The organism is Arthrobacter sp. NyZ413 (assembly GCF_049390645.1).
Lineage (GTDB): Bacteria > Actinomycetota > Actinomycetes > Actinomycetales > Micrococcaceae > Arthrobacter.
In genome coordinates, this window is sequence record NZ_CP155434.1 from 3,020,969 (window position 1) to 3,037,663 (window position 16,695).

Consider the following 16,695-nt stretch of genomic DNA (forward strand, 5'->3'; position numbering starts at 1 on the left):
CACCGCCGTCGGGCACTACTGGCCGTGTGACGGGACGGGAAGCGGGCGGTTATTCCGCCGACCGCCGTCGTAGCTCCTTTACAACTGCGTGAACTTCGCCGTCCATGATGATCTGGCCGTGTTCCAGCAGCACTCCGCGCTTGCACACCGAAGCCACAAGATCGAGGTCATGGCTGACGACGAAAAGCGTTTTGCCCGCGGCAGCCAGCTCGTTGATCTTCACGATGCACTTGCGCTGGAAAGGCTCGTCGCCAACAGCCAGGATCTCGTCGATGAGGAAGACTTCGGGGTCGGTGTGGACCGCGATGGAGAAGGCGAGCTTCAGGTACATTCCCGAGGAGTAGAACTTGACCTCGGTGTCGATGAACTCGCCGATTTCGGCGAACTCCACAATCGAATCGAACATGGCGTCGATCTGCTTCTGGCTCATGCCGAGGATAGCGCCGTTGAGGTAGACGTTGTCGCGGCCGCTGAGGTCGTGGTGGAAGCCGGCACCGACTTCGATCAGTCCAGCGACCCTCCCCCGCGTGTGAACGGTCCCCTCGTCCGGTTGCAGCACGCCGGAAATGAGCTTCAGCAGGGTGGACTTTCCTGAACCGTTAAGGCCGAGCAACGCGACGGTCTCGCCCTGCTCGACATCAAGCGAGACGTCCTTCAACGCATCGAACTTCTTGGACAGATCGCCCTTGCGTCCAGTCAGCAGCCACACGATTGCTTCCTTCATGCTGCGCGTGTGCCGCAGGACGAACTTCTTCCGCAGGTTTCGGCATGTGATGGCCACGCTGTCGGAAACGGCGGTGGGCACGGACATTTCAGAGCTCCTGGGCAAAATGTACGGACAACTTCATGAAAACAAGCTGGCCGATCACAAGGACAAGTGCGGCCACGCCAAAGGCGGAGGGAAACCATACTGTGAGCAGGTCCGGCGGCATGGAGATCGTCCCCGCCTGCGCGGGACTGAGTGTCGGCGACCAGAATGCCCAATGGAAAATTTCGACGGCCACGGTGACCGGGTTCAGCTGGTAAAGGAAGAACCACGGACCCATGACCCGCTGCACCATCGGCCACACGTAAAGAACCGGGGAAGCCCACGTGACGATCATCAAGATCATGTCGACGATGTTCTCGGAGTCGCGGAAATAGACGTTCGCCGCACCGAAGAGGAGGCCAAGCCCGATGGAGAGCAGCGCCGTCAGGAAGAACGCCCCGACAACCGCGAGCAATTGCCAGATGGAAGGGCTCCACCCCGTCAGCAAGCAAGCCCCTACCAAGACCACCACCTGGGGAAGCAAGTGTGCCGCGGACACCCATACGGTGGACACGGGGAACAGCTCGCGCGGGAGGTAGATCTTCCGGATGAGGTCCCTGTTATCCACGATCGACCGCGTCGCGTTCCCCAGCGACTCCGTGAAGAAGTTCACCAACACGATTCCCGCGAACAGGTAGATCGCGTAGTTCGGGGTCCCCTTCTGCATGTCCAGGAAAACGCCCAACGCCACGAAGTAGATCAGGAACTGCATCAGCGGCTTCACGTACGACCACAAAAGTCCCAGCACCGATCCGCGGTAGCGGATCTTGATCTCCTTGCGGACCAGCAGCTGGAGCAGGAACTTGTGTTTGTAGACGTCGATGATGCCGCGGCCGCGACCCGGCTGGACCAGCTCGCTTACCGGCTGTGCCATCTAGCGGCCTTCCTCGTCGGCCAGGCCAAATGTCTTCTTCCATGCCTCCATGGACGTGATCTCGGGCAGTGCCTTCCGGTACTGTTCCGCGAGTTCCTCCCAATGACGGTAAAGGTTGGCGTGGTGCTTTCCCGCTTCCGCCAGCATGGTCTTGAGCTTTTCGGGGTCACGCTTGTACCAGGACGCAGCCGTGCCGTCCGCGTTGGACACGACGACGCTGTCGTAGTGCGCCAAGCGGAACCACCTGTTGTCCCGGTGTGCAAGGAAACCCTGGGGACGCTCAGCGGACTCTGCCGAGGGTTTCTTGATCAATTGCCGGGCAACCGTGGTGACTCCCCATTTGACAAGGTCCTTCTTGTTGGGAAGACCGATCGGCGTGAGGCCGGACGGTCCACTGCCCAGCGCCGGAGCCGGGAAGTCGTCAACGTTCTCGCGCATTTCGGCGTCAGGGTACTGAGACTTCAACGCATTGATCTCGCCGAGTTTTGTGCCGATGTTGCGATGCAGGTGCTCCGGACCGAGGAACAAATCCTGCAAAGCGTCGAGGCGGGTTTGTTCCGTAAAGTACTGCATCGAAACCAAATGCTTCACGTCGGCCTGGAACGACTCCCTGATCACCCGCCCGCCCTTCTTGTGGGGGCTGTAAATGAGCGTTGTGATCAATCGGTTCCGCCCGTGGAAATACGCTTGCCACCCGACGAGGTCGTCTTTGTCGATCCACGAGACGTGCCACACCGCAGCACCGGGAAGGGACACCGTGGCAAAACCGGCTTCACGCGCGCGCAAGCCGTATTCGGCGTCGTCCCATTTGATGAAAAGCGGCAGCGACAACCCGATTTCACGGATGATTTCGGTTGGAATCATGCACAACCACCAACCGTTGTAATCGACGTCGACGCGGCGGTGGAGCCACGGCGTCTGCCGCAGGTTGGCGACGCTGAAGTCGTGCCTCATCTCCATGTCCGTGTGGGGCAAGGCAGGGACGAACCGGTACGGATCGACTACCTCACCGAAAGTATGGAGGACGCTTCGGCTGTAGAGGTCGAACATGTGGCCGCCGACGATGGTGGGCTTGCGGCAATGGTCGGAGAACACCAACAGGCGGGCAATGCTCTCCGGTTCGATGACGACGTCGTCGTCCAACAGCAGCGCATAATCGCTCCCGTTCTCCACGGCTTCGTACATGCCGCGGGAAAAGCCGCCGGAGCCGCCAAGGTTGGCTTGGTCGATGATTCTCAGTTTGTCGCCCAGGGCAGACTTGACCTCGGCGAAGCCCGGCTGGTCGGCGACCTTCAGCGTTCCTTGGTCCACAATGAGGACCTCCTGCACGTGCTCCAGAACCTCAAGGTGTTCCGAGAGGATCCGGGCGTTGTTGAGGCAGAAATCCGGCTTGTTCATGGTGGTGATCTCAAGGGTCACCTTGCCGGGGTTGCCTTGGCGCTCGGCGCCCTGCCATTCGGCCGAATCCAGGGTCAGTTCCTCGCGACTGGACGCGAGGTCGAACCAGTACCAGCCGCCGTCGCCGAAGGGCTTGAGGGTGAGGTCGAATTCCGTGACGGCCGTGCCGTCAACCCTGGCCCCGTCCACGCGTTGCAGGGTGCCCCTTGCGTTGGACTTGTACACCGTGACGGTGCCGTGGCCGGTGGTTCGTACAACAAGGCGGATCGATTGCAGATCCGTCCATCGACGCCAGTAGCTGGCAGGGAACGCGTTGAAGTATGTTCCGAACGAAAGCTGTTCGCCGGCGCGCAGCCTGATCGAGCTCCTGGAGAGGACGTCCTCGAAGTGGACCTCTTCGCTGCCCGAGCTGACGAAATGGAGCTTGTCCTCGGGCGCCTTGGGGTTTCGGGCAAATTCGTCGTTTTCACGCAGGCGTATGCCGTTTGCCGGGCCGGCGTCGACATAGAGTGCCGTGGTGTCCAGTTGGTCGTCGGCCGGCAGGATGACCCGTTGCAGGACCTGCATCGTCGTTTCGCGGCTCACGCGTCCACTCCTCCGCTTTCGAATGCCGTGCCGTTTTCGAAATGCGGACGGATCTTGTTGTCGAACATGGACAGCGCGGAACCGATGGCCATGTGCATGTCAAGGTATTTGTACGTTCCCAAGCGGCCCCCGAAGAGAACGCTCTTTTCGGCCGCAGCGAGATCGCGGTACTTGAGCAGCTTTTCGCGGTCGTCCGCGGTGTTGACGGGATAGTAGGGCTCGTCACCCTTCTCGGCGAACCTGGAGAATTCGCGCATGATGACGGTCTTCTCCGTCTGGTAATCACGCTCGGGGTGGAAGTGGCGCGGTTCGATGATCCGTGTGTACGGGACGTCGGCGTCGTTGTAGTTGAGCACTGACGTTCCCTGGAAGTCGCCGACCTCGAGGACTTCCTCTTCGAAATCGATCGTCCGCCAGGAAAGGTCCCCGGCGACGAAGTCGAAGTAGCGGTCCACCGGTCCCGTGTAGACGACAGGGATCTTGCCGACCACTTTCTCCCTCGAATACTCGTGGGACTCGTCGAAGAAGTCCGTATTGAGCCTGACTTCGATATTCGGGTGCTCCGCCATTTTCTCGATCCACGCGGTATACCCGTTGGTCGGCAAGCCTTCGTATTTGTCGTTGAAGTAGCGGTTGTCGTAGTTGTAGCGGACGGGAAGCCGGGAGATGATTCCCGCGGGCAGGTCCTTGGGATCCGTCTGCCACTGCTTGCCGGTGTAGTGCTTGATGAACGCCTCGTAAAGCGGGCGCCCGATCAGCTGGATACCTTTGTCGTTGAGGTTCTGGGGATCGGTGCCCGCGAGCTCACCGGCCTGTTCCTGGATGAGCGCCCGCGCGTCGCCGGGCGTCAGGTTGGCCCTGAAGAACTGGTTGATGGTGGCCAGGTTGATCGGCAGGGAGTAAACCTCGCCGTTATGGACGCCATACACCTTGTGGACGTAGTTGGTGAAGGTGGTAAACCGGTTCACGTATTCCCACACGCGCTCGTTCGACGTGTGGAACAAATGGGCGCCGTACCGGTGCACCTCAATCCCGGTTTGCTCTTCGGTTTCGCTGTACGCGTTGCCTCCGACGTGATGACGGCGGTCGATGACAACAACCTTCAAGCCCAGCTCGCTGGCTGCCTGTTCTGCGATCGTCAGGCCGAAAAAGCCTGACCCGACAATGACGAGGTCAGCGGTCACAAAATCTCCTGGTTCAAATTTGGGCAAGCCAATGGACTGCATTAGCCGCAGGTCAAGCCTACCCGAGATAGCACGCCCAATATCCGCCGGCGTCCCTCAGCACTCCTTTGTTCACGCCTGATCAACCGGAGTTATCCACATACATGAATTGCCTGCGAACATCCCGCGCCCGCGGCAAATACGTTGGAAGAACCGTCTTCGCCTGGCCGAAAGGATCCACCCGTGACGTTCCACTGCACCTTGGTCCGCGGCCCGTTCGCGGCTCGCCATACTGCCCCTGTCGAGCTGGCAGTATCAGTGCGCGACGGCGATTCCGGGTCCGGTGTCCAGGCCGCCGTCGCGTCTGAGTTCACTACCGGCGAGTTGACGGTCGCAGGGGTGCCGGTTGCCAGCCTCACCGTCGGAGCTGCTCCTCTCGTCCCTGGAGCCGTCCTGGTAGACGGGGCGGGCTCGCAGTCCACTCCCAGCCAGCCTGCGGAATCCCCGACGCTTTCGCTGCTGGTTCACGCCGGGCCCGCCGCGGGCACCATCGTTCCCCTGAAACGCGGCGTCTACCGGATCGGCCGCAGCGGTCCGGAAATCTGCCTCCCGGACCCCGATCTTTCAAGGATCCACGCGACCCTCGCCATTTCCGAGACCGCCATCACTTTGACGGATAACGCGAGCGCGAACGGAACCACCGTGGACGGGCGAAAGATCCGTTCGGCCACCATCACTACGGACTCCCGAATCCGCTGTGGCAGCTCTGCCATGTCCATCGTCTTCGGACACTCGGAGCGCGGGATGGAAGCCTTGCACGCCGCAGGAGTTGGGTCTGCGCAACCCCTCCTTGTGCCGCGACGCCACGACACCTTCAACCGCGCCCAGATTCTGCTCACGGCCGGTGTGCCGTTACTGCTGGGAGCGGGCATGGCGGTTGCCACCGGGATGTGGATGTTCCTTGGGTTCACTGCGATATCTGCGGTTGCGGTTTTGGTCCCCGCGATTTCAGGCCGAAAGCATCGCCGGGCGCTGGCGGCCGCCCTTCAGGAAGCTGTAGAGGAAGACAAAAGCCGACGACGGCGGTGCTCTCCGTCCGCCGCGGAACTTGCCTTTGCTGTCGGCTCGGTCGCTGGTGCCGCGAGCGTTGTCGAGTCCGCCGCTGGCGGAGCCAAGCCCGGCGCTGTGCACGCCCCCTCGGTTCCTGCGGGCAGGGGTGCATTACCCGACGAGGTGGACAATCACGATGTGTGGCTGCGGCTCGGTACCTGCCTGCAGGACTCCCGCATTGCCCTCGATCCGGCCGATCCGCACTTCGAGCCGCCATCATTGGGACGGGTCCCGGTCGTTCTCGAGCCAGCCTCCCAAGCGGTTTCCTTCGTGGGTCCCGAGGCCAAGGTCGACAGCCTGGTCAGGCTCCTGCTGATGCAGCTCCTGGCTTTTCCCAGTGCCAAGAAGATTCGGGTTGTCGTGTGCGGTCCATCGGCCCGGCTACCATCGAGCGCCAGATTCCTGCCCCGGGTCAGCTTGACCTCCGATTTTCATTCGGCGATGGCCATCCTCACCCGGCACAAGGGCACCGCGGGAGCGTTGTTCCTGTTGGGCGCCGGTAACGACGCACGCGTGCCCGCATTACGAAAGGCAGCAAGCGATGCCCGCTGGACCATCTTCCACGATGCACCGGTCAAGGATCCGGCCGGCTGCACGGTTGGGTTGTGGAATAGGCGGGCAGTGCTCGGTCCGTCGCCCGTGGCGAGGGAATTCGATCCTGATTTCGTGTCCCCGATGGTGTTTGACCGATTCTGCCGTTCCTTGGCCGCCCAATCCACAACTGTCACCGACAAGGCACCAAGCGTCCCGCAGACCTGCGCGCTCACTGAATTGCTTTCGGCTGAGGTTCAGGACATCGAGGTCCGTTGGACAGCTTCCGACGGTCGAAGCTCCTTGTCTGCCCTGATCGGCAAGGGAATAGGTGGTCCCCGCTCCCTCGATATAGTCTCGGACGGCCCGCACCTGCTCTTGGCTGGAACCACCGGATCAGGAAAGTCCGAGTTGTTGCGCACCATCGTGGCAGCCGTCTCGCTGACCCACAGTCCAGCCAAGGTGAACTTCTTGTTTGTGGACTTCAAAGGAGGTTCCGGCCTGGGTCCCCTCAAGGAGCTGCCCCATTGCGTCGGCATGCTCACCGACTTGAGCGAAAACGAGCTTGAGCGCACGCTATGTTCCCTGCGGGCCGAGGTGAAGCGCAGGGAGAGCATCCTGGCCGGAGCCAATGTCCCCGATTTGCCTGGGTACTGGGCCGCCACGGGCGCCGATGCGAAACCGGAACGCTACATGCCCACGCTTCCTCGCTTGGTCGTTGTCATCGACGAATTCAGGATGCTCATCGAAGAGGCCCCGGCAGCCTTGGCCGAACTGATGCGAATCGCGGCTATCGGGCGATCCTTGGGCATCCACCTCATCATGGCAACGCAACGTCCGCAAGGAGCCGTCAGCGCTGACATACGCGCCAATGTCACCACGAGCATCGCGCTTCGCGTACAGTCCGAAACGGAGTCGAGGGACATCATCAATTCTCCGATCGCAGCATCGATTCCTGTGGCTTGTCCCGGCCGCGCCTACATGGTTCGCGGGACGGACCCACCAGGACTTTTCCAGTCAGCCACGCTCTCCAGTCCGCAACGGGCAGTTTCCCCTGGCCGGCCAACTGCCCGTCTCGCGTTGGACGCCTTCGCTCGCGAGATGTTCCCACCCGGTGGCCAAACCGGAAGCCCGACACCTGCTGAAGCCGCGCGTCCGCTGATCAATGCACTCAATGAAGCCTGGCGAAGGCGCAACGGCAAGAGACCACGGCGGCCGGTCGCGGAGTCGCTTCCTGAGTCCATCGCTCTCAACGGCTCCGCGGCGCCTCCCACGTCGTCCGGCAGGCATGCGCTCACTGCACCGGCGCCACTCGCCGGCGCTGTCCTTGGGCTGGCCGACGTGCCTGCGGAGCAAAGGCTCGCACAATTGCATTGGGTACCGACCATCCATGGACATCTTGGTTTAGTGGGTCCGCCTTCAAGTGGAGCGGATTCCACGTTGCGGGCAGTGGCGGCGCAGATCGTGACAGGACCGGAAGACATCCACGTCTACGTCCTCGACGGCGATGGATCCCTCTCCGACGTCACCGTGCAGGGGCGCATCGGGGCTGTTGCCTCCCTCGGCCATCTCAGGAGGGGTGTCCGGGTTCTGGAGCGGCTGGCGGCCGAAGTATCTGCCCGGAAAGCCCAAGGCACCGCCGGCGATGCAGTTCCCCTGCTTCTTGTCATGTCGGGTTGGGGTTCCTGGGTGTCCCAGTTTCGGTCTGGTCCACTCGCCTGGGCTGAGGAGCTCGTTCACAGTATTGTCCGGGACGGTCCAGCGTCCGGGCTCACAGTGATATTGACCGGGGACCGTGAGTTAGTCACGTCGCGCGTCTTCGCCTCGGTTCCCAACCGCGCCTATTTCCCTGCAGGCACCACCGAAGAGGGGCGGGCTGCTTGGCCGCGCTTTGCTGCGATGAAACCCGTGCGATCGCGTGCCGTCGCGAGCGGAAGCTTCCTTGACGTCGACACCGCAGTCACCCAGATGGTTGTGTCGGAGGTCGGCGCCACTTGGCCGTTCGGCGAACTATCGACGCCGAAGCAACGCCCTTTCCGCGTCGAGCCGCTTCCGTTGTCAGTCTCAGTGTCCTCGGTCAAAGCCTCAGGGCTGTCCGTTGACGCGACTGTGCAGGCCCGGCCGCATTCACTATCTTCTTCACCGGCTGCCGCTCGATCGATACTGCTCGGTTTGGGCGGAGACGAACTCGAAGCTGTCCGGGCGGCCCTCCCTCGTCCGGGTGTCTTCCCGGTCCTCGGCGCGCCGGGCTCGGGCAAGACGTCGCTGCTTGTTGCTATGCAACTGCTCAATCCGGCCAATGCCTGGTTGTCGCTACCGGGCGGCACAGATCCGGACGCTTTTTGGACGGACCTCCACCGGCGGGCAAGCAACGGACTTGAGCGTGCGGATGCGATTGTCCTGGTGGACGACGTTGGCGTTCTAAGTGCCACATCCGGGACGCTCCTCGCTGAACTCCCGGCCATGGGATTCTCAGTAGTCGCCACCGCCGCGCACAGCTTGTCCACCCTCCAGCGATGCCCTCTGTTGTCGCTTGCGCGGGGCAATGGATCGGGAATCCTGATGGGCCCGCGCTCGCCGTCCGACGGCGATTTTTTCGGCATCCGCGTCGAAGTGGAACCGCATTCGCCGCCCGGCCGGGCTTTGCTGATCGATCACGGAGCGGTTCGCCAGCTCCAAATCGCGGCGCCGGAATGACCGGCTAGGAGTAGGCGCGCCCGTAGTCGAAGCACGCTCTGCCCGAGAAAGACCGCCTTATGGTCCGGACGCCCTACCCGATCCCGGGTCAGAGGGCCGGGGTGGATCCACCCGTCCGGGAGGCAAAGGCAATAACGCGTTTGTCGAACAGGAGAACGATCGCAGCGAGGGCCGGCAACACCATGGCAAGGCCGGCCAAGGTCAGTCCGCCGGTGAGTGTTGGAAATCCAATCGTCAGGACGAACAACTGGGCAACCAAGGCAGCCGCACGCGTCCAGCGATAACCACGGAACAGGAAGTGTCCTACGGCGAACAGCCACGCCGAGAAGAGTAGAAGGAGGCCCAGGGTGAACACCGCCCCCCAGAACGAGGACACCGGCGCTCCGCTTACCAGCTGATAACCGTACAGGCCTGCCGCGATCAAAAGTGCGAGGGCTTCCAGCACCACCACGATTGAAATGACCACAATTCCCTTTGGTCGTGGAGCAGCCCCGGGCGCCCTGGAGTCACTGAGGTGGTTGTTTCCTTCACCGTCATCGCCGGAGGCGGAGGAGTCGTGGGCGGGGTTCAGAGGGGGTCTTGACACACTGGCACACTACCCGACATAGTCAAATACCTGTGAGTACGGCGCCAGCCGATGTGATGCATCGCTCACGGTTTCAAACGCTTGAACCCCTTGTTTACATGGCGTTAACATGACACGCTTGACTCAGACGACCAAGGGGGCCCAATGGGTCCCCTTTCCTTTGGAGCCTCTCGTGAATATTTTCACAAAAGGCTCAACGAGTACTCACGAATGGAGTGACTGATCAGCATGGATTGGCGTAACCGCGCAGCCTGCCTTGACAAGGACCCTGAGCTTTTCTTCCCAGTAGGCAACACCGGCCCCGCGCTTCTCCAGATCGAAGAAGCGAAGAGCGTCTGCCGTCGTTGTCCTGTGGTGGACACCTGCCTGCAATGGGCTCTTGAATCCGGTCAGGACGCCGGAGTCTGGGGCGGCATGAGCGAAGACGAACGCCGTGCACTCAAGCGGCGCGCCGCTCGTGCCCGCCGAGCTTCCTGACCTGAAGCACCGCAAGCCAATAAAGCGAAGAGGGATGGACTGGACCGAAAGGACCAGTCCATCCCTCTTTCGTTCCGCGTAGGCACGGCCCGGGAGGAATTCCCCTGCCGTCAGTTGCGGACGAGGTTGAGCACGATCTTCACTGCAGTTCCGCCTCCATCGCGAGGCATCCACTGGATACTTCCACCCAGTTCGCTGGTGACAAGGGTCCGCACGATCTGCAGTCCAAGCCCTTCCACATAGGACCCTTCCGGTAGGCCGACGCCGTCATCAGCGATGGTTACCGTCAGTAGTTCATCGCCGCGTTCCCCCGTGGAACGGTCGGCCATCAACCAGACTGTTCCTGCCCGTCCTTCGAGGCCGTGCTCAACCGCATTCGTGACGAGCTCATTGATGACGAGGGCCAGCGGTGTTGCAAAGTCGCTTGGCAATTCACCAAACAGCCCGGACCGTTCGGTACGGACCTGTTGGGAAGGAGAAGCGACTTCGGCGGAGAGACGGAATTGCCGGCCGATCAACTCATCGAAATCAACGCTCTGGGTAAGGCCCTGCGAAAGCGTCTCATGGACAAGGGCAATCGTTGCCACGCGCCGCATTGCCTGCTCCAGGCCCTGCTTTGCTTCGTCGCTCACCATGCGGCGCGACTGCATGCGCAGCAGCGCCGCCACGGTTTGCAGGTTGTTCTTTACGCGGTGGTGTATTTCACGGATGGTCGCGTCCTTGGTCACCAGCTCCAGCTCACGGCGCCTGAGCTCGGATACGTCGCGGCACAGGACAAGAGCGCCGAAGCGGTTCTTTTCATCCCTCAGCGGGATCGCCCGCAGGGACAAGCTCACACCACGAGACTCGATCTCGCTACGCCACGGCATCCGGCCAGTGACCACCAGCGGCAACGTTTCATCCACCATGCGTCGGTCTTTGAGCAGGCCGGCTGTGACTTCCGCAAGCGACCGCCCTTCCAAAGTCTCCACTTCCCCGAGACGACGGAAAGCTGAGACACCGTTCGGGCTGGCATACTGAACGATGCCGTCGGCGTCGAGCCGGATCAGGCCGTCGCCCACACGCGGCGCTCCGCGGCGCGATCCCGTCGGAGAGGCGAAATCCGGCCACAATCCAAGCGTGCCCATGCGAAGCAAATCGTATGCGCACTGCCGGTAGGTCAACTCCAAGCGGGACGGCATCCGGGAACTGGACAAATCCATGTGCGAGGTGACGACGGCGAGGGTCCGTCCATTCCTGACCATGGGCACAGCTTCAACCCGGAGTGCCATCTCGCTGCTCCAGTTAGTTTCACTGGAGCGCTCGATTGACCGGCTGGACCATGCCTTGTCCACGATCGGTCGCAAGTCCGAACGGATGCCTTCCCCAACGAAGTCCGCGTGGAAAACGGTATGACTTGTCGACGGCCTCACGTGGGCAAGGGCGATGTACCCGAATTCCGGATGCGGAAACCAAAGTGCCAGGTCCGCGAACGCAAGGTCGGCGACCATCTGCCAGTCGCCGACCAGGAGGTGCAGCCATTCGGCATCTCCCGGCCCGAAATCAGCGTGCTCCCTGATGGGGTCCGTAAAGATTGCCACTGCACCTCCAAATTGCGCACGGGGCGGTCCCCTAGCGTCGAACGATAGACCTCAAGAGCCTCAATGCTACCGACAGGGAAGCCATGTCGTCGGCTTCGAGCGCGTTGACCTCGTCAAACATGCTCTTCGCGCGTCCCAGTTGCTCGGCGTTAAGGCCTTCCCACGTCCGCAAGCGATCCTCGGCGTCGGGTCCGGTGTCAGTGGAGTCAAGCACCGACGTCGTCATGTCCGCGATCGTCGAGTACAGGTCGTCGCGAAGCGCCGCGCGGGCAAGTGCCTGCCACCGGTCATCGCGCGGCAGCGCCGTAATCCGCTCAAGGAGCGAGTCAACGTGGAATCGATCGAACACCGTGTAGTAAACGTTGCTGACTTCTTCCACCCGGGCGTCGCGGCTTTGGGCGATCTTGGCGATATCCAAAAGCACGAAGCTCTCAAAGAGTTCGGCCCAGCGGTGGGCAAGCGTGTCCGGCAGGCCCCAGGCCCGGGCTTTCCCAAGCCAACCGGTCACGCGCGCTTTGTCGCCGCCGCGCAAGTAGTCGAGCACCTTCGCCCGCATCGGATCCATCATCGGCTTGAATTCGGCGACGATGTCCGAGATCGGTTTGGAGGCATTGCCTTGGCCCAGGAGCCAACGAACAGCGCGGTCCAAGAGCCTGCGGATATCGAGGTGGACCGTGCTCCAATGCTCCGTCGGGAACGAAGCCGGAAGCGCGTTGAGCTCCTGCACCATGGCGTCGAGCTCATAGATCTCCCGCAGGGCGATGAACGCCTTCGCCACCGCAACCTCGGTAGCCGAGGTCTCTTCCATGGTGCGGAAAGCGAAAGTAATACCGCCTAGGTTGATCATGTCGTTGGCTACGACGGTCGCGATGATCTCGCGGCGCAGGGGGTGGGTGTCCAATTCGGCATCGAACCGCTCGCGGAGCTGCTTCGGGAAGTAGGAGCGGATGGTCTTCCGGAACCATGGATCATCCGCGAGGTCGCTGTCCCGAAGCGCCGATCCCAATTCGATCTTGGCGTAGGCGGCGAGGACGGAGAGCTCGGGAGAGGTCAGCCCCTGTCCCTGTTGCAGCCGATCGCGAAGAGTATCGGTCGTCGGCAGTGCTTCCAGGTCCCGCTTGAGGTCTGCAGACTTTTCCAGCCAGTCCATCAAGCGCTCGTAGCTGGGGCTCCACTCGGCCACACGCGTCCGGTCGTTGAGCAACAGGATGTTCTGGTCGATGTTGTCTTCCAGCACGAGGCGGCCGACTTCGTCGGTCATGTCCGCGAGGAACGACGTACGCTCCGAGGCGTCGAGCTTCCCTGCGGCAACCATGCGGTCAACGAAGATCTTGATGTTCACTTCATGGTCCGAGCAGTCCACACCAGCCGAGTTGTCGATGGCGTCGGTGTTTAGGATGACCCCTTGCAAGGCGGCTTCAATCCTGCCGCGCTGCGTAAGGCCGAGGTTGCCACCCTCGCCAACGACCTTGACGCGAAGTTCGCGTCCGTTAACCCGGATACCGTCGTTCGCTTTGTCGCCCACTTCCGCGTGCGACTCAGTGCTTGCCTTGATGTACGTCCCGATTCCGCCGTTGTACAGGAGGTCGGCCGGCGCCAGGAGAATGGCCCGCAACAGCTCCGGAGGGCTCATTTGGACCGTGCCTTCCGCAATTCCTAGCGCGCTGCGGATCTCGGGCGAGATAGGTATGACCTTGGACTGGCGCGGGAAGACTCCTCCGCCCGCGCTGATGAGCGAGCGGTCGTAGTCGTCCCAGGAGGAGCGGGGCAGGTCGAAGAGCCTCTGCCGTTCCTGGAATGAAGACGCGGCGTCCGGCGTCGGGTCCAGGAAGATGTGCCGGTGGTCAAAGGCAGCCAGAAGGCGGATGTGCTTGGACAGCAGCATTCCGTTGCCGAACACGTCTCCAGACATGTCGCCAACACCGACCACGGTGAATTCCTCGGTCTGGGTGTCGAGGTCCAGCTCGCTGAAGTGTCGCTTGACCGACTCCCAGGCGCCACGGGCCGTGATGCCCATGGCTTTGTGGTCGTAACCCACGGAGCCGCCTGAAGCGAAGGCGTCTCCCAGCCAGAAGCCGTACTCGGCGGCAAGGCTGTTGGCAGTGTCGGAGAACGTGGCGGTGCCCTTGTCCGCGGCGACGACGAGATAGGAGTCGTCGTCATCCTGGCGAACAACGTTCGACGGCGGCACGATCTTTTCACCGTCGGCAGTAGTGACGAGGTTGTCGGTGAGATCGAGCAATCCCCGGATGAAAGTCTTGTAGCTCTCAATGCCCTCGGCCATCCACGCGGCCCGATCAAGTGACGGATCCGGAAGCTGCTTGGCGAAGAATCCGCCCTTCGCGCCGGTGGGAACAATAACGGCGTTCTTCACAGTCTGTGCCTTGACCAAGCCAAGGATCTCGGTGCGGAAGTCTTCCCGGCGGTCAGACCACCTGAGACCGCCACGGGCTACCTTGCCGAAACGCAGGTGCACGCCCTCCACGCGCGGCGAGTACACCCAGATTTCATACTTCGGCCTGGGGAAAGGCAGGCCATCGATCTTGGTCGGGTCGAGCTTGAAGCTGACGTACGACTTGGCCTGGAAGTAATTCGTCCGCAGGGTCGACTCGATCAGGTTGACGAAAGTCCGCAAGACGCGGTCGGCGTCGAGCGTTGCCACCTGGTCGATAGCCTCCGCCAAGGTGGCGCGGGCAGCTCCCTGGCGGGAAGCCCGCGAAGTCTCCGGCGACGACGGATCGAAACGGGCGCCAAAGAGCTCAATCAGTCCCCGCGCAACCTCAGGGTTCGCGAGCAGGGTGTCCGCAATGAACTCGAAGGAATTGGTATTGCCCATCTGGCGCATGTACTTCGCATACGCCCGGAGCATGACGACTTGGCGCCAGTGGATTCCTTCGCGAAGTACCAGCCGGTCGAAACTGTCCGATTCCACCGCACCGGTCACGGCAGCACTGAAGGAATCGGCGAGGAGCTGACCTGTGGCAACCGGATCCACACCGGCGGGATACTTCAAGCCGAGGTCATACAGGAAGAAGTCCCGGTGGTCAGCGGTCTCGATCTCGAAGGGCCGCTCATCAAGCACTTCGAGTCCAAGATTGTGGAAATACGGCAGGATCTGGCTCAAGCTCTTGGGTTCCAGCAGGTAAAGCTTGACGCGGGCATCTTCTTCGAGCAGTTCGCCGGCACCGCTGGGCAGGTACACGTGGACCCCCGGTTCGGCCTGGACTTCTGCGGCGTCGCGGTCAACGGTAGCCCCGTAGGTCTCGAAGCGCTCAATGTCCTGGAGGGCGTCCTCAACCTCGTAGTCCACGCGGTAGCTTGCGGGGAACGCATCAGCCCAGAGGGCAGACAGTTCATCCTGGTCCAAGCCACTCGTGTTCTCACGCAGTACTTCCGCGACCCCTTCCGCCCACGAGCGCGAAGCCCGGACGAGGCGGGCTTCGAGCGCCTCGGAGTCGACGTCGCGAAGTTCGGCATCGCGCGGAAGCCGGATGCGGAAGAAGACCCTCGCGAGCGCGGACTCCGTGATCCGAGCCTCGTAGTCGATGCTCTCCGCTTCGAAAGTCTCGCGAAGTTCCTGTTCGATGCGCTGGCGGACGTTCGTGGTGTAACGGTCACGCGGCAGGAACACCAAGGCGGACATGAAGCGACCATAAATATCCGGGCGTAGGAAAAGCTTCGTACGGCGCCGCTCCTGCAGGCGCTGGATGCCCAGTGCGGTGGCCGCGAGGTCGTCTGTTTCGATCTGGAAAAGCTCGTCGCGGGGGTAGGTTTCCAGAATACCCACAAGGTCCTTGCCCGAATGCGAGTCCTGGGGGAATCCGGCTGAACGGAGGACGGCTTCGACCTTCTCGCGGACAATCGGGATGTTCCGGACGGATCCCGTGTACGCGCTCGTGGCGAAGAGGCCGATGAAGCGGCGCTCGCCGTTGACATTTCCCAGGGCATCGAAGCTCTTCACGCCGATGTAGTCCAAGTAGGCAGGGCGATGCACTGTGGAGCGGGAATTGGCTTTCGTGATGACGAGGGCGCGCTTCTCGCGGGCTTTGCGGCGTCCCGCATCAGTGAGGTGTTGGATTTGGTGCGGATGGTCACCGGCCCTCAACAGTCCAAGGCCGCTCTCTTCGCGGAGCTCAAGGACGTCCTCGCCGTTTTCAGTGATGAGGTCGTATTCCCGGTAACCGAGGAAGGTGAAGTTGCCGTTATCCAGCCAGCGCAACAGATCCTGCGCTTGGCGGAGCTCGGCGACGTCTTCGGGGTGTGCCACCTTGTCCAGCGATCCGGCCACCTCCAGCGCCTTGCTGCGCATCTTGGGCCAGTCCTCGACGGCGGCGCGGACATCGTTGAGTACGCGGTGGATTCCGTCGATGAGTTCAGTTTGGAAGGTCTCGGCCACCCGGTCGACCTCGACGGCGATCCAAGACTCCATGTGCGAGACGTTGTCTCCCCGCGCGATGAGATGGGAGATGTTCGGCATGGCGGCGGTGTCGCCGCTTGAGATGCCGATGCTGGCTGGAACACGGGCGATGCCGACGAGGTCCCCCGTGTTTTGCTCGCGAGAAACGACAAACAGCGGGTGCATGACAAACCGGATCGCGCAGTTCTGGCGAACGAGCTCGGCATTGACCGAGTCAACGAGGAAGGGCATGTCATCCGTGACGATGTAGAGGATGCTGCGATCGGCCTCATTGAAAACCTTGACGTTCGCGACGCCCGGCTTGCGGCTCTTGGCCACTTCCCTATGGGTTTCCGCTCTCGAAGTCAGTTTCTCGGCAGCATATCCGCGGGCGTCCTCCTCTGCGAGGTGCTCGTAGTAGTCTCCGAAGAACCCTTCCCGGACTACTGCAGGTTTTGAACGATCCTCCACGCTGGATCCTGACGACATC

The 16,695-nt window shown here is 61.9% G+C and carries 9 protein-coding genes; 2 read left to right on the plus strand and 7 right to left on the minus strand.

The features are described from left to right. Positions 1 to 49 precede the first annotated feature (49 nt). From ABCW42_RS14105 to glf, 4 genes are read right to left on the minus strand one after another with little or no spacing between them, the layout of a single operon-like run. Positions 50 to 811, minus strand: a complete 762-nt coding sequence (locus tag ABCW42_RS14105) for an ABC transporter ATP-binding protein (protein ID WP_133205484.1) — start codon at positions 809 to 811, stop codon at positions 50 to 52. Between the two features lies 1 nt (position 812). Further along, a complete protein-coding gene (locus ABCW42_RS14110) occupies positions 813 to 1,682 on the minus strand; it encodes an ABC transporter permease (protein WP_423181808.1) in 870 nt (289 codons plus the stop codon). After that, positions 1,683 to 3,647 carry a glycosyltransferase gene (locus tag ABCW42_RS14115; RefSeq protein ID WP_423184903.1) on the minus strand — a complete coding sequence of 655 codons (1,965 nt, stop codon included), beginning with the start codon at positions 3,645 to 3,647 and terminating at the stop codon, positions 1,683 to 1,685. It abuts the gene before it with no gap. 14 nt (positions 3,648 to 3,661) lie between these two features. Beyond that, positions 3,662 to 4,849: a UDP-galactopyranose mutase gene (gene glf / locus ABCW42_RS14120; protein WP_423181809.1), complete on the minus strand. Its 1,188-nt coding sequence runs from the start codon at positions 4,847 to 4,849 to the stop codon at positions 3,662 to 3,664. Positions 4,850 to 5,071: 222 nt separating this feature from the next. Between glf and ABCW42_RS14125 the strand changes: the two genes are divergently transcribed. Continuing rightward, positions 5,072 to 9,166: an FtsK/SpoIIIE domain-containing protein gene (locus ABCW42_RS14125; RefSeq protein WP_423181810.1), complete on the plus strand. Its 4,095-nt coding sequence runs from the start codon at positions 5,072 to 5,074 to the stop codon at positions 9,164 to 9,166. 88 nt (positions 9,167 to 9,254) lie between these two features. On the opposite strand, the gene ABCW42_RS14130 is transcribed toward ABCW42_RS14125, so the two are convergent. After that, complete coding sequence (locus ABCW42_RS14130; RefSeq protein ID WP_423184904.1) at positions 9,255 to 9,635, minus strand: hypothetical protein; 381 nt, start codon at positions 9,633 to 9,635, stop codon at positions 9,255 to 9,257. A 345-nt stretch (positions 9,636 to 9,980) separates the two neighbouring features. On the opposite strand from ABCW42_RS14130, the gene ABCW42_RS14135 reads away from it, so the two are divergent. Further along, the gene (locus ABCW42_RS14135) at positions 9,981 to 10,229 is read left to right on the plus strand and encodes a WhiB family transcriptional regulator (protein ID WP_003804966.1); all 249 of its coding nucleotides are present in this window, start codon (positions 9,981 to 9,983) and stop codon (positions 10,227 to 10,229) included. A 110-nt stretch (positions 10,230 to 10,339) separates the two neighbouring features. Here ABCW42_RS14135 and ABCW42_RS14140 read toward each other — a convergent pair whose 3' ends face one another. Together ABCW42_RS14140 and ABCW42_RS14145 are read right to left on the minus strand one after the other, a co-directional pair. Continuing rightward, positions 10,340 to 11,809: a sensor histidine kinase gene (locus tag ABCW42_RS14140; protein ID WP_423181811.1), complete on the minus strand. Its 1,470-nt coding sequence runs from the start codon at positions 11,807 to 11,809 to the stop codon at positions 10,340 to 10,342. A 31-nt stretch (positions 11,810 to 11,840) separates the two neighbouring features. Beyond that, on the minus strand, positions 11,841 to 16,694 hold the full coding sequence (locus ABCW42_RS14145) for an NAD-glutamate dehydrogenase (RefSeq protein ID WP_423181812.1): 4,854 nt from the start codon (positions 16,692 to 16,694) through the stop codon (positions 11,841 to 11,843). Between the last annotated feature and the right edge of the window lies 1 nt (position 16,695).